18 protein-coding genes are annotated in these 22,008 nt (G+C 53.3%); 12 read left to right on the top strand and 6 right to left on the bottom strand.

All coding sequences use genetic code 11. The annotated features are described in order from the left end of the window. Positions 1 to 100 precede the first annotated feature (100 nt). Together AC5JO6_RS22000 and AC5JO6_RS21995 are read right to left on the bottom strand one after the other, a co-directional pair. On the bottom strand, positions 101 to 2,395 hold the full coding sequence (locus tag AC5JO6_RS22000; RefSeq protein WP_496083176.1) for an adenylate/guanylate cyclase domain-containing protein: 2,295 nt from the start codon (positions 2,393 to 2,395) through the stop codon (positions 101 to 103). A gap of 329 nt (positions 2,396 to 2,724) precedes the next feature. Continuing rightward, positions 2,725 to 3,417 carry a cation diffusion facilitator family transporter gene (locus tag AC5JO6_RS21995; RefSeq protein WP_496083175.1) on the bottom strand — a complete coding sequence of 231 codons (693 nt, stop codon included), beginning with the start codon at positions 3,415 to 3,417 and terminating at the stop codon, positions 2,725 to 2,727. A gap of 194 nt (positions 3,418 to 3,611) precedes the next feature. Between AC5JO6_RS21995 and AC5JO6_RS21990 the strand changes: the two genes are divergently transcribed. From AC5JO6_RS21990 to AC5JO6_RS21980, 3 genes are all read left to right on the top strand, one after another. Next, a complete protein-coding gene (locus tag AC5JO6_RS21990) occupies positions 3,612 to 5,627 on the top strand; it encodes an AMP-dependent synthetase/ligase (protein WP_496083174.1) in 2,016 nt (671 codons plus the stop codon). Positions 5,628 to 5,775: 148 nt separating this feature from the next. Beyond that, positions 5,776 to 6,225, top strand: coding sequence for a YlqD family protein (locus tag AC5JO6_RS21985; protein ID WP_496083315.1), 450 nt, complete (start codon positions 5,776 to 5,778; stop codon positions 6,223 to 6,225). A gap of 247 nt (positions 6,226 to 6,472) precedes the next feature. Then, the gene (locus tag AC5JO6_RS21980) at positions 6,473 to 7,783 is read left to right on the top strand and encodes a dihydrolipoamide acetyltransferase family protein (protein ID WP_496083173.1); all 1,311 of its coding nucleotides are present in this window, start codon (positions 6,473 to 6,475) and stop codon (positions 7,781 to 7,783) included. A 149-nt stretch (positions 7,784 to 7,932) separates the two neighbouring features. On the opposite strand, the gene AC5JO6_RS21975 is transcribed toward AC5JO6_RS21980, so the two are convergent. Next, complete coding sequence (locus AC5JO6_RS21975) at positions 7,933 to 8,817, bottom strand: tRNA (5-methylaminomethyl-2-thiouridine)(34)-methyltransferase MnmD (protein WP_496083172.1); 885 nt, start codon at positions 8,815 to 8,817, stop codon at positions 7,933 to 7,935. Positions 8,818 to 9,015: 198 nt separating this feature from the next. Here AC5JO6_RS21975 and lnt point away from each other — a divergent pair, with 198 nt between their 5' ends. The 3 genes from lnt to AC5JO6_RS21960 all read left to right on the top strand — a co-directional run bounded on the left by lnt (position 9,016) and on the right by AC5JO6_RS21960 (position 11,565). Beyond that, positions 9,016 to 10,707 carry an apolipoprotein N-acyltransferase gene (gene lnt, locus AC5JO6_RS21970; RefSeq protein WP_496083171.1) on the top strand — a complete coding sequence of 564 codons (1,692 nt, stop codon included), beginning with the start codon at positions 9,016 to 9,018 and terminating at the stop codon, positions 10,705 to 10,707. A gap of 193 nt (positions 10,708 to 10,900) precedes the next feature. Beyond that, positions 10,901 to 11,221 carry an ATP-dependent Clp protease adapter ClpS gene (clpS, locus tag AC5JO6_RS21965; protein WP_496083314.1) on the top strand — a complete coding sequence of 107 codons (321 nt, stop codon included), beginning with the start codon at positions 10,901 to 10,903 and terminating at the stop codon, positions 11,219 to 11,221. A 47-nt stretch (positions 11,222 to 11,268) separates the two neighbouring features. Beyond that, a complete protein-coding gene (locus tag AC5JO6_RS21960; protein WP_496083170.1) occupies positions 11,269 to 11,565 on the top strand; it encodes a DUF2103 domain-containing protein in 297 nt (98 codons plus the stop codon). 31 nt (positions 11,566 to 11,596) lie between these two features. On the opposite strand, the gene AC5JO6_RS21955 is transcribed toward AC5JO6_RS21960, so the two are convergent. Together AC5JO6_RS21955 and psbP are read right to left on the bottom strand one after the other, a co-directional pair. After that, entirely contained in the window at positions 11,597 to 12,259 is a 663-nt protein-coding gene (locus tag AC5JO6_RS21955) for a Maf family protein (RefSeq protein WP_496083169.1), read from the bottom strand. A 191-nt stretch (positions 12,260 to 12,450) separates the two neighbouring features. Further along, on the bottom strand, positions 12,451 to 12,993 hold the full coding sequence (gene psbP / locus AC5JO6_RS21950) for a photosystem II reaction center PsbP (RefSeq protein WP_496083168.1): 543 nt from the start codon (positions 12,991 to 12,993) through the stop codon (positions 12,451 to 12,453). Between the two features lie 405 nt (positions 12,994 to 13,398). Here psbP and AC5JO6_RS21945 point away from each other — a divergent pair, with 405 nt between their 5' ends. The 6 genes from AC5JO6_RS21945 to AC5JO6_RS21920 all read left to right on the top strand — a co-directional run bounded on the left by AC5JO6_RS21945 (position 13,399) and on the right by AC5JO6_RS21920 (position 19,422). Continuing rightward, the gene (locus AC5JO6_RS21945; RefSeq protein ID WP_496083313.1) at positions 13,399 to 14,025 is read left to right on the top strand and encodes a DUF3038 domain-containing protein; all 627 of its coding nucleotides are present in this window, start codon (positions 13,399 to 13,401) and stop codon (positions 14,023 to 14,025) included. Next, positions 14,022 to 15,488 carry a DUF4335 domain-containing protein gene (locus AC5JO6_RS21940; protein WP_496083167.1) on the top strand — a complete coding sequence of 489 codons (1,467 nt, stop codon included), beginning with the start codon at positions 14,022 to 14,024 and terminating at the stop codon, positions 15,486 to 15,488. The genes AC5JO6_RS21945 and AC5JO6_RS21940 overlap by 4 nt, the downstream gene beginning before the upstream one ends. 52 nt (positions 15,489 to 15,540) lie before the next feature. Then, a complete protein-coding gene (gene fmt, locus AC5JO6_RS21935; RefSeq protein ID WP_496083312.1) occupies positions 15,541 to 16,542 on the top strand; it encodes a methionyl-tRNA formyltransferase in 1,002 nt (333 codons plus the stop codon). A 271-nt stretch (positions 16,543 to 16,813) separates the two neighbouring features. Next, positions 16,814 to 17,857, top strand: coding sequence for a fatty acid desaturase (locus AC5JO6_RS21930; RefSeq protein ID WP_496083166.1), 1,044 nt, complete (start codon positions 16,814 to 16,816; stop codon positions 17,855 to 17,857). Between the two features lie 211 nt (positions 17,858 to 18,068). Continuing rightward, a complete protein-coding gene (locus tag AC5JO6_RS21925) occupies positions 18,069 to 18,761 on the top strand; it encodes a hypothetical protein (protein ID WP_496083165.1) in 693 nt (230 codons plus the stop codon). Positions 18,762 to 18,873: 112 nt separating this feature from the next. Further along, positions 18,874 to 19,422, top strand: coding sequence for a hypothetical protein (locus AC5JO6_RS21920; protein ID WP_496083164.1), 549 nt, complete (start codon positions 18,874 to 18,876; stop codon positions 19,420 to 19,422). A 158-nt stretch (positions 19,423 to 19,580) separates the two neighbouring features. Here AC5JO6_RS21920 and AC5JO6_RS21915 read toward each other — a convergent pair whose 3' ends face one another. Next, positions 19,581 to 21,998 (bottom strand): hypothetical protein, encoded by a 2,418-nt coding sequence (locus AC5JO6_RS21915; RefSeq protein ID WP_496083163.1) that lies wholly within the window; start codon positions 21,996 to 21,998, stop codon positions 19,581 to 19,583. Positions 21,999 to 22,008: the final 10 nt, after the last annotated feature.

The raw sequence follows: 22,008 nt of genomic DNA, 5'->3' as shown, positions 1-22,008 counted from the left end.
TGTAAGCCGTTAGCTGCCGATTTGCGGTAAGGCAACGCTTTAGCCACTAGCACCCTTGTTAGTATGCCCATTGGTCGTTACAACTAATGATTGGATTGTCCTAATCGTTGGCTTTCTGAGCGACTGGCGGCTTTGAAGAAAGTTGGGTTGACGTGTTTTCGGTAGGGTCGCTGCTTTCTGCGATCGTAGTGGTTGGAAGCAGGGGGCTATCCTTTAGCAGGGAGCTGTCAAAGATTCCCGTTGGCTCGGCTGCGGGCGGCAACAGTTGGCAGGTGTAGTCATCTTCATCAGTGATGCTGATGAACTCCAGCGTAGTCTCTTCAAAGTCATCGAGCTTGAGTTGGGTAGGTTCGCTGAGATTAGCAGGCAGTCGGGCAGCACTGCTGTACAGGTAGAAAGAGCGCAAGCATTTGATGACGGCTTCGGCAGTTTGAACGGTTGTTTCTGGTTCTGACGATCGCCGTGCGGTTCCAAAAAGGCAAGCTTCCAGATCTGTATAAGTTTTGCAGACGCTTAACAGATGGCGCAGCAAGCTATCCAGATCGTGCCGTTTAAGGTTGCTCCAGGCTTGACTGGTGAAATCAAAGTCGTCGTACAGAGTCGAGAAGAGCAGAATTTTTGCCTGTAGTGGGTTTGTGTATTTCATGATGCCAAGCCGAAAATCAAACAGGCTTAGCGGTGACTCTTGCAGATGATGCGGTGGTTCAGGAGCAGCGGTCGATCGCGCCCCTTCATCTTCAGTCTCGACCGATTCTAAGCTTGGCTCGTTGGCGGCAGATGGTTGCTCGGGTTCGGACTGTGGCTGTGCTGGTTCTTGATCGCTAGGATAAAGTCTGCCAAGCCTGAGCACGATCGTTTGTGCGATCGTGCGATATTCACCTTGCTTGTTCAGCGTTTTGACCACGGCGTGTAGAGCTGCCTCTAGCTGTTCGACGGTACGTGTCATCTGATGAACATCTTGCAGCAAGCGGACGAGATCCAGGCTCTCTAATTTGGCGGCATCGCTCTCCCATTGGCGAGAGCAAATATAGAACAGTAGTTTTGTGATTCGCAGGCGATCGGGTTCTCGCTCCAGAATGCGAGCGATGCTAGTGTACGGCTCTGTCACCGCTGGTGGTGTGACCGGGTCGATCGGTGCTACCTCTAAGGGTGCTAATGCCTGGGGTGGCTGAGGGGTGTCTACAATACTATCTGTAGACACACCATAGAGGCTCTGTAGCTTGCTGGTAAGCGCGTTGGCAAGAAGGGTATATTCTGCTTGTTTGCTGAGCGTTCGCACAAAGCCATTGACCGCGATCGTGAGCCGTTCAACCGTTGGCATCGACTGGTGCAGTTCGGCAATGAGATCTTGGAGGCGAATGTTGTCTAAACGGCTTTGATCCGTTTCCCAACGCTGCCGACAGACGTAAAAAGCAAGTTTTTTGATGCGTGCCCCGTTGCCCGTTGCTTCCAGCTCAGTGGCAAGTTGTTCGTAGCGAGTGTTAATGGTCTGAGGTGATGGCGGTTCTGATGCAAGGTTGTAACAGGTCGGGTCGTCGTCGCGATCGTGCTCGGTGGGATAGATGCGACTGATCTCTTTGACAATAATGTTGGCAATGAGGGAGTACTCGGCTGGCTTACTTAGAGTTCTTACAGCAGCATCCAAAAAAAAGCGGAGCCGCTCTGGTGTTGGAGCAAGCAGCATGACATCCTGAATCTGGTCAGACAGGTTGATCAGGTTCAGCTTGTTATGGTCGCTTTCCCAGCTATTTTTGCACGCATAGAACAACAGCTTCTTGACGCGCAGGAGGCTGCGGCTTTGCTCAAGATTGCGGATGGCTACCGTGTGTGGATTTAGAACCTTCGACTCTGGCGACATCAGAATCCGGTAGACGGGCACCACTTCACGGATGTTCTTCAGTTCACGCGGTCCGAGATAGTCACTTTCAACATGCAGACTGGCTTTAATGACATCAAAAACCGTTTGCGAAATGCAAATACCGCCCGGTTCCGCTTCGGTTTGCAACCGGGCGGCAATGTTGACACCATTGCCCATGACATCGGTTGCGGTGATGAACATATCGGCTAAATGAATGCCGATGCGATGCTCTAGCGCATCTTCAGGAGGCAGTGTAACGGCTTTCTCGGTCAAATTTTTCTGGATTTCCATCGCACATTCGACCGCTTTGACCGCGCTGGTAAAGCACATGAGCAAGCCATCACCAGTAGATTTCAGGACTCGCCCTTCGTACTGTCCGCAAAGCTGCTTCATGTATTTGAGATCACGGCGAATCAGGTCAAGGGTGTGATCTTCATCGACTGACATCCTGGCACTGAAACCCACGCAATCTGTAAACACCACAGTGGCGAGTGTGCGCTGTCCTCTCAGTTCTGATGTTAGTAAGTCGTTTTCCATGAAGTTTCGACTGGCAAGCGCGTGCCGTCTAAGTGAGGTCAGACATGACCGATCGCGGTGGGCATGATGCTTGTGAAACAGCCTGCTAAGGATGTGATAGGTCGGCGCGACGATCACGATCGCCAGTTTGCCACCTTAGAAGTTTAAAGGTTAGGTGAAGCTAGTCAATGGAGACAAACATCGTAGGCAACTCAATTGTAGACATTCCTCTTTTTAGTAGAGTGCCCTCATACCTGAAGTTTTAAACGGCGCTAGGGAAATCGACGAAACGAGCTAGGGAAAGTAACGTTTTAAGTTTTGAGTCGAATTGCTTCTACCTCTCACACTCCTCACTCCTCACCCAGAACTCTCACGCTTTGCACCACAAGCGGTAACGCACTGCAAAGAATGATGCTGGCAACAACGAGGCTAATGACACCATCTGCCCAAAGCCAGTGGAGTGTGGTGACCGCGATCGCGGCAAGAATGACACCGATGCAACTCATTGCGTCTGCCAGCACGTGCAGAAAAGCGCCGCGCAGGTTGAGATCGTGATTGCTACCGCGATGGAGGAGAGCGATGTTGATACTATTGACGACAAGTCCCACAGCGGCTGTAATCAACATAGGTAGGCTGGCGATCGCCTCTGGAGGCGTGTGCAAACGCTGAATGGCTTCCCAAGCAATCCAAAGGGCGATCGCGATGAGTACAAGTCCGTTGACCAGTGCTGCCCAGACTTCCCATACGGCTTCTGGTAGGGCTGGTGGAGACGATTCTGCCATGATGCCTGTCAGCGAATCACTCAGTACACTGATTTTTGGGCGGAGGGCGAACCGTGTAGCAACCAGTGCCAGCACCAGCGCCAAACTGTCAGCAGTCATGTGCCCTGCTTCGGCAATCAGCGCTAAGCTGCCACTGGTCAAGCCAACGACCAGTTCGGCAGCAGCAAAGCTACCCAGCAGCAGCAGAGCGATCGTGAGTTGAGTTTGCTTGGTTTGCGGATCGATCGTCGTGTGTTGGCAGTCAGCAGAATGTTGATGCATGGATGACGGGACAGTAGAAAATAAAGAAGAGGGAATGGCAGCGATTACAGTGCTCCAGTCAATTTTACTCCCTGCTAACCTTTGACTGCTTCTATGTGCTGCTTTAGAGGTGGCACCTGAAGAAACGGTATAACCGCAGTCGTCGATCGACCCATCAGGCAATAAGATAATGGCAAGGTTTTAGGAGTTGCGCGATGAATCGTCCCCATACGTCTCCCGGTACTGAGCAGGAGCGCCAAATAGCCAATCGGCTTGATTACAGTCAGGCACAATCACTACCAGAGATGTGGGCGATCGCAGCGCAGCGCTTCAGCCAGAATCTTGCGGTTTATGATCCTCACGCAAAGCCAGTCGTTCAGCTAACTTACGCAGAACTTTACCAGCAGATGCAGCAGTTTGCAGCGGGTCTGCAAGCGTTGAGTGTGAGGCAAGGCGATCACGTCGCGCTATTTGCCGACAACAGTCCCCGCTGGCTGGTTGCCGATCAGGGCATTATGGGCGCAGGTGCTGTGAACGCCGTGCGTGGCTCTCAGGCAGACCGAGACGAACTGCTGTTCATTCTCGCCAACAGTGACAGCACCGCGCTAGTCGTGCAAGACCAGGCAACGTTGACAAAGCTGGCTCAAGCACTAGAGTCGCTGCCTCTACGATTCGTTGTGCTGTTGACTAATGAAACGCCACCCGCGATCGGTGCCTTGAAAATACTTAACTTTTCGCAGTTAATGCAACTGGGTGCGGGTCAACCGCTTCAGCCCGTGCAGCTAGAACGCGACACGTTGGCAACGCTGATGTACACCTCTGGTACGTCTGGAATGCCCAAAGGGGTGATGCTCAGCCATAGCAACCTGCTTGCCCAGATCGACGGTGCTGCATCGGTAGTGAATCCACAAAACGGACGAGTGCTGAGCATTCTACCGATCTGGCACTGCTACGAACGCACCTTTGAGTATTTTATCTTTGCGTATGGCTGTACTCAGGCGTATACCAACATCCGCCACGTCAAGCAAGATCTAAAGGACTTCAAACCCAACTATATGGTCGCAGTACCGCGCCTGTGGGAGTCCATTTACGAAGGGGTACAGAAGCAGTTTCGGGATCAGCCGCCGAGTAAGCAACGACTGGTTAACTTCTTTTTGACTGTGAGCCATCGTTATATTGTGGCTCGACGGATTCTGAACGGTGTGAGTTTGGACGCGCTACAGCCCTCGATCGCCCAACGTCTGACTGCTGCCGTTCAAGCCGCCCTTTTATGGCTACCGCATCAACTGGGCGATCGTCTGATTTACAAACAGGTGCGGGAAGGTATTGGTGGTGAAGTGAAATTCTTTGTGAGTGGTGGCGGGTCGATCGCCGAACACCTGGAAGATTTTTTTGAAATGATTGGTGTGGATATTTTAGGCGGCTACGGCTTGACGGAAACCGCTCCCATTACCCATGTTCGTCGCATCTGGCGCAACATTCGCGGTGGCGACGGACAACCGCTACCCCAGACCGAAACCCGCATTGTTGATCCTGAAACCCGCCAGCCAGTGCCTCTCTTCAAGCAAGGTTTGGTCTTGATTCGGGGGGCACAGGTCATGCAGGGCTACTACAAAAATCCGGAAGCGACTGCGAAAGCGATCGACCCTGATGGCTGGTTCAACACAGGCGATTTGGGCTGGGTGACAGAGCAGGATGACCTGATCATTACTGGACGCGCCAAAGATACGATCGTGCTGACCAGTGGCGAAAATATTGAACCCCAGCCGATCGAAGATGCTTGCCTCCGCAGCCCCTATATTGACCAGATCATGCTGGTAGGACAGGATCAAAAAGTGCTGGGAGCGCTGATTGTGCCGAATCTAGAGGCATTGCAGAAGTGGGCAATGGCGCAGGGTAGAGAGTTGCAGTTGCCGGAAACAGCGGTCAGCGGTCAGCGGTCAGCGGTCAGCGGTCAAGAGTTAAGCACTAACAGCCAACAACTAACAACTAACAACTCCTCCCTCATCACCCTCACCAGCAAACCTGTCCAAGATCTCATGCGGCAAGAACTCAACCGGGAAGTGAAAAATCGTCCAGGCTATCGGGCGGACGATCGCATTGGACTGTTTCGGCTCCTTGAAGAACCCTTTTCGATCGAAAATGGGCTACTGACTCAGACGCTAAAAATTCGGCGCAATGTCGTGACGGAGCGCTACCAGGGTATGATTAACGAGATGTTCGTTGGGTAGTCTGGCTCAGTACAAGCCGCAATACCTGATCGGTGGTGACTGCTGAACGGGTGGCATCAGTGTAATTTTTTGCTTCAAGACTTGTTTGCTCAAAGACTTGCCAACGAACACTCTGTCATTCCGCACACTTTTTCCTGACCCAACGTTTATGGATGTTTCTCAATCTCATCTGCTGCTGAAGCGTACCGTCAACGTAAAGGCGATCGTCACGTCTCGCTGGAAAGAAGACGCACAGCAGCAATTACAGGCGCAGCTTAATCAGCTCGACAACCAACTCCAGCAGCTTGAAATGCAGGGGCAGCGCATGATTGCTGAAATTCAGAAGCAGAGCCTCAAGCCGCCTGGTCCCGAAACGCTTCAACAAATCGACAGCATTCAAATTCAGGTGAATGAAAAGAAAAGCGAGTTTCTGGAGCAAAAGAACCAGATCTTGCAGCAGCTTCAACAAATTCAACTGCTGGAACTCAACCAAGAAGTGCAGCAGGGGCAAATCGACAGTATCTTTCGAGTCGAAACGGGCGACAACCTGATCGAAAAAATGCAGGTCGAAATTCTTCTGCGTGACGGCATTGTAGAAGCGATTCGCGGAGCCGTTTAAATAAACGCTCAACTTCATACCGAATGAATAGTTCGACACATCAAGCGGATTGGTCGCTATGTCACAGTAAAGAGAAGCAGATCTAGCTGCCACGATCGCTCTCCTTCTTCTAGATGGTTTAGATGGTTGGTCCAAATGGGACTGGTTCAAATGGGTAGCCGATTTGCTCGGTTCACGATCGCTAGCCGTCAGCATCTCTTCGTCCACAAAACTTTTTTCACTCCATTTCAGACCTGGAACTCACTCCATGATTTACGAAGTCTTCATGCCTGCGCTTAGCTCCACCATGACCGAGGGCAAAATCGTCTCCTGGACAAAAGAGCCTGGGGATAAGGTCGAAAAGGGTGAAACCGTTGTCGTGGTTGAGTCTGACAAAGCTGATATGGATGTGGAATCCTTCTATGAGGGCTATCTGGGCGCGATCGTTGTACCAGCCGGTGAAACTGCTCCTGTAGGAGAGGCGATCGCCCTCATTGTCGAAACCGAAGCCGAAATTGCCACTGCTCAGCAACAAGCGGTAGGACAAACTCCAGCCGCTCCTGTAGAAACCGCTGGCGCGATCGCTGACACGTCGTCGATCGGTGACCCAAAGCAAGAATCACTAGCAGCCGTTGCCGCACCAGCACTACAAAATGGTAGCTCTACCGCACCAAATGGTCGTGTTGCCGTGTCTCCCCGTGCCCGCAAGCTAGCGAAGGAACTGAAAGTTGACTTGAGTACGCTGAGAGGCAGCGGACCGCATGGGCGTATTGTGGCAGAAGATGTCGAAGCTGCTAGCGGACAGCCCGCTGTCAAAGCGCCTACGGCACCACCGCCACCACCGCCATCCGTTACTCCTGCCGTGCCAAAACCAGCTGTCGTGGCTTCATCAACGCCCGCGATCGCGGGTCAGCAGGTACCGCTCACAACGCTGCAAAACGCGGTTGTCCGCAACATGATCGCCAGCCTGGACGTGCCCACCTATCATGTTGGCTATACGATCACAACCGATAATCTGGACAAGCTCTACAAGCAAATCAAGTCCAAAGGCGTGACGATGACCGCGCTGCTAGCAAAAGCGGTTGCCATGACCCTGCAAAAGCATCCACTTTTGAACGCCAGCTACGTCAACCAGAACATTTCTCATCCGGCATCGATCAACGTGGCAGTGGCAGTGGCAATGGAAGACGGCGGACTGATTACACCCGTGTTGCAGCAAGCCGATCAGCTTGACATTTATACACTGTCGCGCACCTGGAAGGATCTGGTCGATCGCGCCCGCTCAAAGCAGCTTCAGCCCGTAGAGTACAACTCTGGCACCTTCACGCTCTCCAATTTGGGCATGTTTGGAGTCGATCGCTTTGATGCCATTTTACCCCCTGGAACGGGCGCTATCTTGGCGATCGGTGCGTCCCTGCCTACCGTTGTCGCTACAGAGGACGGGCTGTTGGGCGTGAAACGGCAGATGCAGGTCAATCTCACCTGCGATCATCGCGTCATCTACGGTGCTCATGCCGCCGCCTTCTTAAAGGATTTGGCAACGCTGATCGACACCAACACGCAATCGTTAACGCTTTAGAAGCGGCGGCAAGAGGCAGAAGGCAGGAGGCAGAAGGCAGAAGGCAGAAGCAAAAAAGGGCTGCCTGTAGCTGCTAGATTGAAGTGCGTCTGCATGTCTTTAGCTAATAGCTGATAGCTAATAGCTGATAGCTAACCGCTCCAACCTCCTCATCGGATGCCCCAGCGTCGTCGCCAAATGGACGTGGATTCTAGCGTCGAGAGTGCATGCTCTTGCTGATACCGCTCCAGGATGATAGCGGCTGCATCACATAAACTTGGGTCGCGGTATGGCACGGACGCGCGCGTGTGCAAGTGCTCCTGTTCCATTTGTGAGAGGGGATGCAGCGTTTGACCATCAAAACTGCCTACGGTTCCTTGTGACCATTCGTGCGATAAGTGTGTGATACCCAGAGGAATCGTCCCGATCGCCAACCCTGCTGCTTGCATTGCCGATCGCACTGCCGCCGATCGTGAATAGGTTGCCAGTTTGCCTTGTGGTGCTAAACAGCGTGCAACTAGAGAAAAAAACTCGATCGTCCATAGCTGTGGACAGCGGCGCGGCGAAAAGGGGTCAAAGAAGATAGCATCGGCTTGAAAATCTGACTGGCAAAGGGATTGTATTGTTTGACGTGCATCGCCAACGAGCAGCTTAGCGTTGAGGCAAGGCGTTGTACAGGCGTGTGCCAGAGCCATTTGCCGCAAGACCATCTGTACAACTGGCGACCAGCTATGAATGAGGGGAGGCGCGATCGCTGCATGGGGGATGGTCAAATCTAACTCCAGCCCGTAAAGCTCTACCTCACAAGCCGGATTGACGTTCCAAATCGTTTCTAGCGCCGCAGCCGTGTTATAGCCCAAGCCGTAGCAAACATCGAGCAAGCGCAAACGGGGCTGCTGTGCCTTCTGTGTCAGCTCGGTCGCCTGGGCAAATTTGTGCATCGCTTCTGCCTTTGCTCCCTTACGGCTGTGAAACGCCTCACCAAAGGCTTCAGAGAAGAAGGTAAAAGAGCCATCGTCCGTTGGCTGTGGCACCCAATTTGTAGCGGTGATCATAACTGGTCGTAGAACTCAATTGGCAGCAACGCTTCAGTTGGTACAGTCCTCTCAAAGCCCGCATTAGACGAGCACAATCAAGACGATGTTCTCAAGGCAGCCCTTGTAGGATAACTATGCAACTGCTGATGATTATCCTTGATCTTCTAACAGGGTCTAATGTGGTGACTGTGCTTAACCAGATTTAGAAGGTTCAAAATGTGGCACCCTTTGCGGGGCGATCGCCCCGTTTCGCTTCGCTCTAACCTGTTGCCCCTGACAGTCGCCTTTGGCAGCGGTCTCCTGATGGGCTTAGCGCCTGCTCCACTCAATGTGTTTCCGCTGGCATGGGTGGCGTTGGCTCCGCTATGGGTATTCATTGCACGGAGAGGAGCAGATAAAAGGACACCATTCACGCTTTGCCTTGCCCTTACCTGGGGTATAGGGTATCACGGGCTGGCTCTTTCCTGGATTACAGGGCTACATCCACTGACCTGGCTGGGTGTGCCGTGGCTGGCAAGCGTAGCGATCGTCCTCTTCTGTTGGGGCTTCATTACACTCTGGGGTGCAGCGCTGGTTGTCGTCTGGGCATGGCTCATGCAGTTGATCGAAGGTTTCGTGAACAGGGCACAACCGATCGCAGAAAAAAGCCCTTTAAACCCTACTCATCCCTCAGCCCCTCACCTGTATCGCTCTCAATTACCATTCGCTTCTCTCCGTCGCGTACTGGTTGGCACCGCGCTTTGGTGTGCCTTGGAATGGTTTTGGAGCCTGGGTCCGCTAGATTGGACGGCACTTGCCTACACTCAAAGTCCAGGAAACCTGGCATTGCTGCATGTTGGTCAACTCTCCGGCACCTCTGGGGTGACAGCAGCGATCGTGGCGGTCAATGGGCTTCTGGCTGAAGCGTGGATGAGCGATCGGCAAGCGATCAGCCATCAGCGGTCAGCTATCAGCCGATTAAAACTTGAACCTGCAACACTACTATCTTTCGCCGCCGTGCTTCTCATGGCAGTTCATTTGCTTGGCTACACACTTTATGTTCGTCCGCTGGCTGCAACCAATGGAGCGGCACTCAAAGTGGGAATCATCCAAGGCAATGTGCCCACGCGCATCAAATTGGGAAATGAGGGCATTCAGAGAGCAACAGACGGTTATACCAGCGGCTATAAAACGTTGGCGGCTCAAGGGGTGGATGCCGTACTGACACCAGAGGGAGCGCTGCCATTTGTGTGGAATGAGCCGAATAAGCTCCGTAATCCCCTGTATCAAGCGGTATTGGAGCGTGGGGTCGTGCTTTGGCTGGGAACCTTTACAGCGCAAAAGGGCGGTATTGCCCGTAGCTTGCTGACGATCGCTCCTGATGGCACCACCACGAGTCGTTACGACAAAATTAAGCTCGTGCCGCTGGGTGAATATATCCCCTTTCAGAACGTTCTAGGGGGTATCATCAGCATTCTCTCCCCGATCGCTGAGAATGGACTACCAGGAACCTTCCAACAGCAGTTTGAAACGCCGTTTGGACGAGCGATCGCCAGCATCTGTTACGATTCTGCGTTCCCTGAGGTGTTCCGCTATCAGGCAGCAGCAGGCGGACAGTTCATCTTGACGGCATCGAACCTCGACCCGTACAGCGAAGTGCTAATGGCACAGCACCAGGCACAGGACATCATGCGAGCCATTGAAACCGATCGCTGGGCAATCCGGGCAACCAACACAGGTTATTCCAGCGTGGTGACTCCTCACGGCAAGGTTGAGTGGCGATCGCAACCGCGCACCTATCAAACCCACGCAGCGACAATTTTCCGCCGTCAGACACAGACGCTCTATGTTCGTTGGGGTGACTGGCTCACGCCATCACTGTTGGGCTTGGGGGCGATCGTAGTGCTGATCACACGGCGGTTGATGTAGAGCCAGTCAGCGGTCAGCGGTCAGCGGTCAGCGGTCAAAAAAAGCTGATCGCTAATAGCTGATCGCGTCTTAAAAGCTGAAATACGTCCGCACTGTTCAGCTATCAGGGCAACTAGAGGCGAACCAGTGGGTTAGGATGAAAGACTGAACAACATTAGTGATGAGCGCTTTTTTGGGTAACTTCTCTATGGCTATGACTCCCCTGCTGGTATTCGCTACAACAGCCGCTGCACCAACGGCAGCCCCTTCGCGATCGAGCCAGGTAACTCGTCAGCATTATCCCAACTTCAAGATCATCGTGCTCAATGATGATTTCAACACGTTTCAGCATGTCACCGAAAGCTTGTTAGAGCATATCCCAGGGATGACCGTCGATCGTGCCTCGGAGCTTACCAACCAGATTCATTTTGAAGGACAGGCGATCGTGTGGGTCGGTCCTCAAGAACAGGCAGAACTCTACCACATGCAGCTTGGCATGGAAGGTTTGACGATGGCTCCCCTGGAAGCAGCCTAGAGCTGTTTGACCGACTCTCTTTACCCTATCCATGAGCCGTTCCTCCTATGAGTAGTGCCTCTGGCGGCAGACTTGTCCTCAACCATTCCACCCACATTCCAGGTTTGATTAAACTCCTGGAGCGGTTGACCCACCAAATGGGCATTCAGACGATCACGCCGGGTATAATTGCATCAACGCGTTCTCATGCTCCCAAAATGATGCTTAAGATATCCGTGCCAATCCGAGGCGGGTTCAAAGTCATCGCACGCCAGGGTAAGACGGTACAAGAAGTCTTCATTTTGACTGTCCTGCTGCAAGACCAGCTTGAGTCCGCCATCGATCGCGTGATGAAGCATCGCTAGCAGGTTCGGTTGTCGATCGACGGCGCATTGCCTATGGAACCGTTGACCAAGCGTCTGTCAGGTCATACCCAAGCTCGTCTAACATTTGCCGCAGCAGCGGTAGGCTGAGACCAATCACATTGCTGTGGCAGCCGTCTAGCTTTTCGACAAACGAGCCGCCTTTACCTTCCAGGGCGAAGCCTCCAGCGCAGTGAAGTGGTTCACCAGTGGCAGCATAGGCAGCGATCTGACGATCGCTCACGTTCGCAAAGTGAACCTGGGTCTTCTGACAGCGGACAAGAGAGTTGGGAGGGGGAAGAGGAGAGAGGTGAATGCCGCCTTCCATCCGGCTCAGTGGAGGAATGACGAGCAGCGCATGTCCAGTGTAGAGGCTACCGACCTGACCACGCATTTGCTGCCAACGAGCGATCGCCTCTTCTGCACTGGCTGGCTTACCATGAATTTCACCGTCAATTGCCAAGACAGAATCGCATCCTAAGACCAGCGTTGCGACAGACGTACCTCGATCGAGCTGTGCGGCGACAACGGTTGCTTTACTGAGTGCTAACGTTTCGACGAGTGCGACTGGATCAGCCGTTTGTACTTGCGACTCGTCAAAGTGACTGGGACGAACGATCGGGCTAATGCCCACACTTTGCAGCAACCGTAGTCGTGCAGATGATGCAGACGCAAGAATGAATTGTGGTGTACCCATTGGGAGGGGGATGAGGGGACGAGGGATGAAGAGGAAGAATGAAGAATGAAACAAAGCGAGAGCCAATAAGTTTTAACGTCTGACCCTTGCCGAAGTTTTAAGCTACACGCCACTTTAAAGAGCTTTTTGAATTAATTCTGCGCTTTCCTACTCCCCACTCCCTACTCCCCACTCCCTATTTCTACTCACCCTCAATCGACCGAGAACGACTTCACAGTCCGTTCCATCAGCGTCTGCATTTTAGACCATCGATCTTCTGGCGTAGAGGCGTTGAAGGTGTAGAGTTTGCCTCGGCTCACGGCGACGCTTGCGAGATTGTGCCGTTCGCGATCGCCCACTTTGACGGCATACTCCAGCAGGTAATACAGCTTGTCACCAACGGTACGGGCTTCAGCGTTCACCAGTTCGGCAGTGCGTCCAGAATCGGGTGGCGCGATCGCGCTTTTGCCCAATTGATAGCCCACTTCGCCGGGGCTGCCCAATTCAGTGAGCGTCTTATTGCCAGTGACGGGGTTGATGACCACGCTAACATTCTCAGTTTGCTCAATGATGTCATGAAAAACTACGTCGGGTCCACTCGTCACACTAACGGGCAACCAACCGTTAGGATAGAGAAACTTGTAGCCATCAAGGCTGTCGATATAGGGCTTCAAGCCGCCAGTGGGTGTGGTGACACATCCTTGCAGGCTCAGGCTCATGACCACCAAAACCACTGCCAATATTCGTTTGAGCATCGCTTCAATTTCCCCTCAGCCGTCTTTGCAAGCAATGCACGCGATCGCCCCGTGCCAGCCTTGCTTCATTCTCTCACTACTGTGACGCGTTAGCATCATCGTATTGCCCCTCCTCGGCTGGGAACTTTTGACTAATTTCGAGCGTGGTGTCATAAAACGACGAGAAATCGTACACTATAAGGCTGCATGGTTCCAGCACGATCGTACTTAAGACGGTCGCTGCCCCATAAAACCCTGTCTATGTAACAATCGTTCGCCGTGTCGATCCTGATTTCGTTAAAATTTGGCTGGATACTAAACCAGCAAAGTAGCAATCAGGACGCGCTAGAGCTAGAACTAGAGTTGCCGCGTGAGCGATCGCTACGCTCGGTGACTGCGTCTAGTTCACTATCTAAGCCAGTTGGAATGGATGTTCCCGTGAGTGTAATGCAGTTAAATAGTTCACCTGCCCAGTCAACACCGTTAGTTCTTGATAGTCTGCCAAGTCCGTCGCTTGCCGATGAGATGTGTCCCCGTCGTGCAAGGCTAGAAATTGATTTGATGCTGCTGGCGATCGAGGCGCTTGATTTGAGCGGTTCAGAAGCTATTCTGCTCATGGCAAGTGAATTGGAGCTTCAGAGCGTCATCAAAAATCGGGTTTCGTTATGGCGTTTACGCAGCACCAACCCGTTGCGGCGCTACAGCCAGCGTCGTCCTCTCACACTCACTGAGGCAAAAGCGCTAGTCGTCGTCGGTTGCTACCTGGCACGACGGCTGACTGTGCTCATTCGGCAGCTTCTGCTGGCATACCAACAGCTCAGCGATAAGCAGCTATCCATGGAGCACCACTTTCGGCTCAATGAGTATCTGGAGCGGTTTCGTGCTCATTTCCGATCGCGCATGAACCCCAAACGGGCGCTCGTCGCCGCGTATAACTCTGACGAAAAGCTAGACGAACTGGCACTGAATTTATTGACGCAACTGCTGTTTTGTACGGGCACTTACGGTATGCAGCGGTTTTGGGCAAGCCTGTTTGACGGAGAAGTGGCATGAGCATTCAGCGGCAATATAGCTTACCGAACTGCACCCTTGTCCTGGAAGGATGGGGCGATACCGTTGTGACCAACCAGACGGAGGCACGCCCCTTGATGTCTCAACTGATGAGCGTTGAGTGTCATCTTGTGGGTGAAGAGAAACCGCTGTCCGGCGGACGTGAGTTTTTTGAAAGCCTGACAACAACAGTGAGCCTTTATGCTCAAGAACTGCTGAGCGGCATTCGTGCCTTCAAAAAAGCGCCCCAAGCTCCCACACAAATGGTGCAGTTAGAGCGGTTGGGTGAGAACCACCATCGGTTGAGCGTGCTGCCGCCTGATGCCGATCCTGGTTCTGGTATTACGACTCACCTTACCCGACAGGTTGACCTGACGACGGTGCAGTTGTTTGACCTGGTAGAAGCGGTAGATCAGTTTTTTGCCGATACCCAAACCTTGCCAGATTTGTCGCTCCACATCGCGCCTCTTGCTAAACGTGCTGTTCGCAGTAGCGAACCCGTCGCCAAACAAGCGGTGCCTGCTGCGATCGGAGCCTCCGGTTTAGCCTTAGCGGCGATCGCGTTCTTTTTTATCCCTACCCCTCAAGTACGCCAACCAGAGGATCTGGTGCCCAAAGCCAGCACAACCTCTAGCACAACAGGCACACCCTCGCCGAGCGCTAGCCCTCCAACGCCGATCGCTAGTGGTTCGCCGCAACCCAGCCCTACAACCGCAGCAATCACTCCTAGCCCCACTCCAGCAACGACCACAACGACACAGCCCGATTTGACCGGGTTAGAAACGGCTCTAACCGCTGCCCCCGAAATTACAGATCCCGCGCAAGTGCAAACATTGCAGAAGCAGTTGGCGACTCAGCTTGATCAGGCGTGGAAAAATCGTACGTCCGTTAAGCAAGACCTTGTGTATCGCGTTGGTGTCGTGAGAGACGGTGCCATTGTTGGCTATAAACCGATCAATCCAGCCGCACTGACCGAAGCAAAGCAAACGCCATTACTCAACCTGCTTTACATTCCAGCGGCTGGTTCGCAGCCAACGTCAGAGCCGATCGCTCAATACAAAGTCGTCTTCACCTCTACAGGCATGGTTGATGTCGCACCCTGGAAGGAGGCAATGGCGAGTCCCCTGACTGGCATCACCGAAATTACTGATGCCGCTCAGATCAAAGACCTTCAACCCAAGCTTTACGACCAAATCGACAAAAACTGGAAAAGCAAACCGAGCTTCAAAAAAGATCTGGTCTTTCGGGTACGGGTCATGCAGGACGGCAAACTCGTGGACTATAAGCCAGATGTTCCACCAGCAGCCGATTACGTCAAAGAGACACCGCTGCCCCAGCTAGGCAAGCTTGCGGCTGACAGCGATACGAGCGCAGCGCAAACGCCCCTTGCCCTGTTCAAGGTTGTCTTCAAGCCAGACGGTAAGCTTGAAGTCAGCCCGTGGCGCGGTCGAAAAGATTCGCAGTAGGGACGATCGCGATCGGGAAACAGGTTCTCCCCGCACCCGCAGCACCAACGGTATGAATATCATCTTTTTCGGCACGCCTGCGTTTGCCGTCCCTAGCTTAGAGCGCTTGCTGGCGCACCCAGACTTTACTGTTCTCGGTGTTGTCACTCAACCTGACAAACGCCGGGGACGTGGTAACCAACTCACGCCATCACCCGTCAAGGCGATCGCTCAAGGGCACAATCTGCCGCTGTATCAACCCAAAAGCGTCAAAAAAGATGAAGACACCTTAAACAAGTTGCGGTCATCGCAGGCAGATGTTTTTGTCGTCGTTGCTTATGGGCAAATTCTTTCGCAGGCAGTTCTCGACATGCCGCGTCTGGGCTGCGTCAATGCCCACGGCTCAATTTTGCCAAAGTATCGTGGTGCCGCCCCGATACAGTGGAGTTTGTATCACGGCGAGGCGGAAACGGGCATTACCACCATGCTGATGAATGCTGGTATGGACACAGGATCGACCCTGCTAGAAGCGCGTACTCCGATCGCCCTCCTGGATAACTTCGACGATGTGGCAGAACGCCTTGCACATATTGGTGCCGATCTGCTCATTGAAACTCTGCTGAAGCTGAATCAGCAGGCAATTCAGCCGCTGCCGCAGGATGATACGCAGGCAACCTACGCACCCCTCATCAAAAAAGAGGATTACTGGCTAGATTGGTCGCGCAGTGCGATCGCCCTTCACAATCAAGTTCGTGGTTTCTACCCTGCCTGTAATGCCACCTTCCGAGGTGATCCCCTCAAAATTATGGCAACCGCGCCTCTAGGAGCTGCATACTGGACTCAACTGCCACCAGCACTGAGTGCGATCGCTCAAACATGGTCACCACCAGCGCCAGCGGCACAACCTGGCGAAGTCGTCGGTTTGCTCAAAGGGGAAGGCGCGATCGTGCAGACGGGTGACGGTGAACTGCTGCTACGAGCCGTTCAGATGCCTGGAAAACGCCCTCAATCTGGTTGGGACTTTGCTAATGGCGCTCGACTAGCGTTGGGAGACGTGCTGGGAAATGGAGAATAAAAGACAGGCTACAAATGATGCAAACTGCATAGGGATCACGGCTAGTAAAGTGAGCGCCTTGGGCACACTGTTTTATGAGTGTGATATAAATGTGTAGGTTTGTTACTAAATCAGCCCTTAGTTAGATGCCCTTTGAAATAGCACATTTATCTCGTTTGACCTTTCATTATTGAATCCGTCATAACCTGCAACCTGCTCACTGCTTACGTATAGCAGGTTTTTTCGTGTGCTTTTGCCCAAGCGACCTACACCTGGAGAAAACAATCGATTCATGACTGCGACAGTAAGCCCCAATAACCTGACATTCACGCCGCTGAATGCTAATTTGCGCCTGAAAGACATTCTGAAAACATTGCCCAAAGAATGCTTTCAAAAAGATATGAGAAAAGCCTGGACAGCCGTTTTGACCAGTATTCTGATGGTCAGCTTAGGCTATGCCAGTATTGCGATCGCACCCTGGTTTTTACTGCCGATCGCCTGGTTTTTTACCGGAACGGCGCTCACCGGCTTTTTTGTGATTGCCCACGACTGCGGGCACCGATCGTTTGCGAAGCGGCGTTGGGTGAACGATTTGGTCGGGCATCTGTTTATGCTGCCGCTGATCTACCCCTTTCATAGCTGGCGGATTTTGCACAACCAACACCACAACCACACGAATAAGATGGATGTGGATAATGCGTGGCAGCCGTTTCGACCAGGTCTCTACGCCTCACTGCCCACGCCGATCCGGGGTGCTTACCAGGCGATGCGAGGACGCTTGTGGTGGCTTGCCTCGGTCGTTCATTGGGCAATCATGCACTTTGATCCATCCAGAGTTGGGGCAAACGATCGGAGCAAAGTTAGGCTGTCAGTTGCAGTGGTCGTTGGCTTCGCAGTCATCTTTTTTCCACTGCTCATTGCCACGCTTGGCATCGGCGGCTTCATCAAATTCTGGCTCATGCCCTGGCTGGGCTACCATTTTTGGATGAGCACCTTTACGCTCGTACACCACACGGCTCCTGACATTGATTTCCAAGAGCCTGAGCAGTGGCACGCTGCCAAAGCGCAACTGGCTGGAACCGTTCACTGCGACTACCCTATGTGGGTTGAACGGTTGTGCCACCACATTAATGTTCATATCCCCCACCATTTGTCTACCGCTATTCCGTCGTACAACCTGCGAATGGCGCACGAGAGTCTGCGGGAAAACTGGGGCACTTACCTCTACGAATGTCGCTTCTCGTGGTCGCTCATGAAAGCAATCACCGATCAGTGCCACCTGTACCATCCCGAAGAGTGCTATCAGTCATTTACGGCTTACGAGAGGCAAAAGTAGGCGGGCAACTTGTGCCGCATGTCGTGAAATGATTGCTCAGTGGTGGATGTGTAGGTGGGTCTTGCACTATACATCCACACCGCTGATCTAAACCTTTGACCCAAAACGAACAACCGCATCCAGCGCCGTCCTATTTTTTCTTTTAGCAAGATGAATCATTCTTGCTAACTGGCGTTATCCTGAGGCTAATCTCAGCCAAAGGGAACCAGGCATGTACGCACGATCGCTCATCAGTTTTAGTACCGTATTGCTGCTAGCGGCTTGCTCCAGTGCGCCTAACAATGAACAAGCGGCTGTACCATCGTCTTCTGACGGTGGAGTGCCGAAACCTACAGCCGCCGCTCAAGACTTTCAGAAGCCTGTAGTAAACCCAGCTCCACTGCTTCCAGTGCCGACGATACCAGGACTGATTACGCCGACGAATGCCCGGATGCGAGTCCCGACGATCGTCACTGGACGAGCTGACCCCTTCGCTGCGGTTTCTACAGCACCCATTCAGCTTTCTGCTGCTGCCACTAAGCCAGCGGTGACGCTTCCCAGCCCTTTACCTGCACCCAATCAGGGGCTGTTGCCGACGTTCAACCCACCGCCGACGCAGGTGCCGATCAACACTCCGCTACCGCCAACACTGCTGCCAACAGCTCCCGTATCGCGCACTGCTACAGCCGACGCGATCGAGGTGAGTGGCGTTATCAAAGTTGGCGGTAAGTGGAGCGTGATTGTCAAAGAGCCAGACGCTCAAACCAGTCGCTATGTCCATGCTGGTAGCTATTTGGCAAACGGTCAGGTGTTGGTGAAGCGGATTGTAGCGGGTGCTGGCTCCGATCCGATCGTGATTTTGCAGCAGAATGGAGTAGAGATCACACGATCGATCGGCGGCAGTGCCCGTCTTGCTAGCAAATAGCTAGTGATGATCTGGAGCAAAGGCAGACAGCAAATGGGAAATGGTTAGTTGCTGATCGGTTGTCTTTGCCAGATCGTTCGCGTCCTTCTCTGTCCTTGCCTGGAGCGCTTCTATGACAGAACTTAGCCAACGCGATGATGCAAGCAGTACTAAACCAGCCGTCGCCAAGCGGAAAACGCAGCAGGCGATCGAGTGGCGCGACCTTAACTATCAGGACAACTACCTCTGTCCGGTTTGTCGGCATGGGCAAATTGCACCACTGACGCTCATGGATGCTTTCGCCTGTGATTTCTGTCGCCACATTTTTACTGGCAATTTGCAGGAGCAATCGATTCATGTGGAAGATAGCTCCCAGCCAATGACCTGGCGCTGGAACGGGTACAACTGGAAGGCTGCGAATCAAATGGACGTGGATCTCACTATTGTCGTCTGGCTGGTTGGTGTAGCGCTCGTGCTGCTGCCGCCTGCGCTCATCTGGCTGTCGTCTCATACGTTTCCGCCGCTGCACGGTAGTACCTGGGCTTGGTTTCCCACGGTCTGGATTAGCCTGACGTTTGGCGCTCATTTCACGTTCGTCGGCTGGCTATTAGCGGAGCATTACCAGGTGCCCGTTTACATTACCTATAAGATACGGCTGCGCGATGCTCTAGGCAGGCGGTGAGTGAAGGGCAGAAGGCAGAAGGCAGAGGGAGCGGAGGAAGCAGGGGAAGCAGGGGAAGCAATTCAAAACTCAAGACTCTGACCCTACACCCCACACCCCACACCCCACTCCCTACACCCCACTCCCCACTCCCTCTTCACTGAATGCTAACTAGAGCTTTATTCAAAGTGCTTGCGTTTGGTGGACCAGCGCAGAAAGTGATAGCCTTTGGAACTATCGGCAACGATCGCAGTAGCTCCGCTATTGCCCAAGTCAGCGATCGCTAAGTAAGTTAGAGTCGCTTCGGTAGAGCATTCGCTGTACAGCAGGGTGCCAGTCGCTGAAAAAATTAGGGTGCGCGATCGCTTAGCAGCTTTAGCGGCTTGCCCGTGCAGTGCTTCAAAATTAACGGTCACAACTACATCAGGTTGGCTGTGATCGGTCAGTGTTGCTAACTGAACTGGACTGCTGCCAAGTTCTAACGACTCCAGTGCCTCCCATCTAGGTGAGTTTCCAGGGGGTGCGTTTCCAGAGGGTCCGTTTCCAGGGGGTGCAGTTCCAGGCAGCTTACCGACGCGCTTCAATTCTTGCATCAGCGTGGGCAGTGCGTTCGTTGCCCACTCAGGCTGTTGCTGTACCCAATCAGACAGTTGGGTCGTTTCTGGCGTTTGCCATTGCAAGGCAGATTCGGTGAATGCTAGTGGACGTGGTCGGTTGTTCGCCTGAGCGATCGACTTGGGCGCGACCTCGCCAGCAGCCAGCAACTCTAGTTCGCCAGCACGAATGCGGACGGCTTTGATACTGGCAGTGACGGTTTGCTGCTGTCCATCTGGTAGCCAGAGCACGATCGACAGAGGTGGATCAGCGATTAGCCCCAGTTGCTGCCAGAGGCGATCGACTGTAGAGTTGGCTGGTAGACCCAGAGACGCACCCGAAAAGCGCCAGCGTTTGCCATCTTGAAAGCCAGCTACTTGGACGCGATACCACGCTTGCTGTGCGTCTAGTTTGAGCGCCGGATGCTGCTTTGGCTTCAACCAGACGGAAGCGTTGATGGCAGATAGTACTTCGGCAGTACCCACCAGTTGACCGGGCGGCAGATCCGCCAAAGACGTATTTTCAGCAGGCGGTGCAGTCAGGCGTGTGATGAGAGCCGTTACACGGGTAATCTCTGCGGGAGTTATGCGGGGCTGTTTTTTGAACCAGACGATCGCGGCATTGCGTCCTTGTCGTGCCCCTACTAACAATGCTCCCCATGTTCTGACATCCATTTGCGACGGGCTAACCCGCAGTGCAGCATCAACCCGATTTTGCAACCGACCGGAGTCTGTCTTGAGCAGCGTAGCCGTTTCCAGGCTGTTTTCAGCGTTGGCAGCGAACACGGTCAAAGCGCGTCTCCACCGACCATCAATCAGGTTGGCTAACACCTGCTGGCTGGGGCTTGCCCAGGCTTTATTAGCTTGTCTCTGTGCTGCCTGCGCGTGCAGATGGATGAGTGCTCTTTGCGCCTGAGCCGCCGCTGACCACTGACCGCTGCGATCGCGCCGTTGCACTGATTGCAGCCACTGTAAGCCTGTAGACCATAACCCACTGCGAGCCAGCAGCAGCCCTTTGCTGTAGGTTTCGTTGTCGATCGCAGGCTCCAGCAGCAAAAGCGGCTCCAGTTGCAGCGGGCTGGCGAGAAACTTGCGCGGCTTTACCTGATAGATCTGGAACTGAGGCTCCATGCCCACCGTTTGATCGATAATCAGTTCTGGCGTGCCAGTACCCGTCACGTTTTGCCAGAGGGGGTCTTGTCCCACCGGACTGCTCCACTCCAGCATCGGCTGCAGATGCACTCGACTAGGATTGTAGTGCAGCACCTGCCCATAGGCGATCGTGCTGTCTCCTCGCAGCCAGCGTCCACTCAAGTTTAACCAAACGCCCTGAGACGGAACGTTGCCCTCAAACCGATTGAGCGTCATCAACGGCAACGATCGCGTTGAGCCTTGATGAGTATCACCTGCATTAATCAGCGGTGCCAGCACGAACGATTCATCAGAACCCACGATCGCCAGTTGATCCAATAGCTGTAAGCGTTGCTCACGTGGATGAGTTGGCGTAGTTTGGTAGATCCGCAGTTCGACAATCTGTTCGCAGTTGCTCTGGCAGTTCGATCGTTGCGCCAGCACAGGCAGCAGCAGATCTGATACGGTTGTTTTGTGATCCAAAGCGCTAGTATTTTTCCCTAACGGGAGCGGTTCACCGAGGTTGCGTCCTGCCTGAGCTAGTTCCTTACGCACCTCGTCCAGGGTCTGTGGCGGTTTCAGCCCGGTCACAGGAATGGGAATCCAATCTGGTAACAGACGATTCATCCATAGTAATGTTTGTGGGTTCACCATCAGTTGAACGCCTAGCCAGCCAGCGCCAGCCAGTCCACTTCCTCCAAGAAATAGCATAGCGATCGCTGACCAGGAAAATGCTCTCGGCAAGCTGCGTCTCAAGCCATCCCGTTTTGCGCGTGGGGCAAGTGGCAGTGCTGTAGCAGCCTGAGACGCTTTCTGAGCCTTTGTACCTGGTTGGGAACGCTTGAGCGCACGATCGCGCCGATCAATTGCCATGCTAAAACAG

It is taken from the genome of Tildeniella sp., assembly GCF_059505325.1.
This window is presented reverse-complemented; position numbering and strand designations above follow the sequence as displayed.

What these genes read in the sequence shown, in the direction of transcription:
- AC5JO6_RS22000 (WP_496083176.1), bottom strand. Translation starts at nt 2,395, where the DNA reads ATGGAAAACGACTTACTAACATCAGAACTGAGAGGACAGCGCACACTC.
- AC5JO6_RS21995 (WP_496083175.1), bottom strand. Translation starts at nt 3,417, where the DNA reads ATGCATCAACATTCTGCTGACTGCCAACACACGACGATCGATCCGCAA.
- AC5JO6_RS21990 (WP_496083174.1), top strand. Translation starts at nt 3,612, where the DNA reads ATGAATCGTCCCCATACGTCTCCCGGTACTGAGCAGGAGCGCCAAATA.
- AC5JO6_RS21985 (WP_496083315.1), top strand. Translation starts at nt 5,776, where the DNA reads ATGGATGTTTCTCAATCTCATCTGCTGCTGAAGCGTACCGTCAACGTA.
- AC5JO6_RS21980 (WP_496083173.1), top strand. Translation starts at nt 6,473, where the DNA reads ATGATTTACGAAGTCTTCATGCCTGCGCTTAGCTCCACCATGACCGAG.
- AC5JO6_RS21975 (WP_496083172.1), bottom strand. Translation starts at nt 8,817, where the DNA reads ATGATCACCGCTACAAATTGGGTGCCACAGCCAACGGACGATGGCTCT.
- lnt (WP_496083171.1), top strand. Translation starts at nt 9,016, where the DNA reads ATGTGGCACCCTTTGCGGGGCGATCGCCCCGTTTCGCTTCGCTCTAAC.
- clpS (WP_496083314.1), top strand. Translation starts at nt 10,901, where the DNA reads ATGACTCCCCTGCTGGTATTCGCTACAACAGCCGCTGCACCAACGGCA.
- AC5JO6_RS21960 (WP_496083170.1), top strand. Translation starts at nt 11,269, where the DNA reads ATGAGTAGTGCCTCTGGCGGCAGACTTGTCCTCAACCATTCCACCCAC.
- AC5JO6_RS21955 (WP_496083169.1), bottom strand. Translation starts at nt 12,259, where the DNA reads ATGGGTACACCACAATTCATTCTTGCGTCTGCATCATCTGCACGACTA.
- psbP (WP_496083168.1), bottom strand. Translation starts at nt 12,993, where the DNA reads ATGCTCAAACGAATATTGGCAGTGGTTTTGGTGGTCATGAGCCTGAGC.
- AC5JO6_RS21945 (WP_496083313.1), top strand. Translation starts at nt 13,399, where the DNA reads ATGGATGTTCCCGTGAGTGTAATGCAGTTAAATAGTTCACCTGCCCAG.
- AC5JO6_RS21940 (WP_496083167.1), top strand. Translation starts at nt 14,022, where the DNA reads ATGAGCATTCAGCGGCAATATAGCTTACCGAACTGCACCCTTGTCCTG.
- fmt (WP_496083312.1), top strand. Translation starts at nt 15,541, where the DNA reads ATGAATATCATCTTTTTCGGCACGCCTGCGTTTGCCGTCCCTAGCTTA.
- AC5JO6_RS21930 (WP_496083166.1), top strand. Translation starts at nt 16,814, where the DNA reads ATGACTGCGACAGTAAGCCCCAATAACCTGACATTCACGCCGCTGAAT.
- AC5JO6_RS21925 (WP_496083165.1), top strand. Translation starts at nt 18,069, where the DNA reads ATGTACGCACGATCGCTCATCAGTTTTAGTACCGTATTGCTGCTAGCG.
- AC5JO6_RS21920 (WP_496083164.1), top strand. Translation starts at nt 18,874, where the DNA reads ATGACAGAACTTAGCCAACGCGATGATGCAAGCAGTACTAAACCAGCC.
- AC5JO6_RS21915 (WP_496083163.1), bottom strand. Translation starts at nt 21,998, where the DNA reads ATGGCAATTGATCGGCGCGATCGTGCGCTCAAGCGTTCCCAACCAGGT.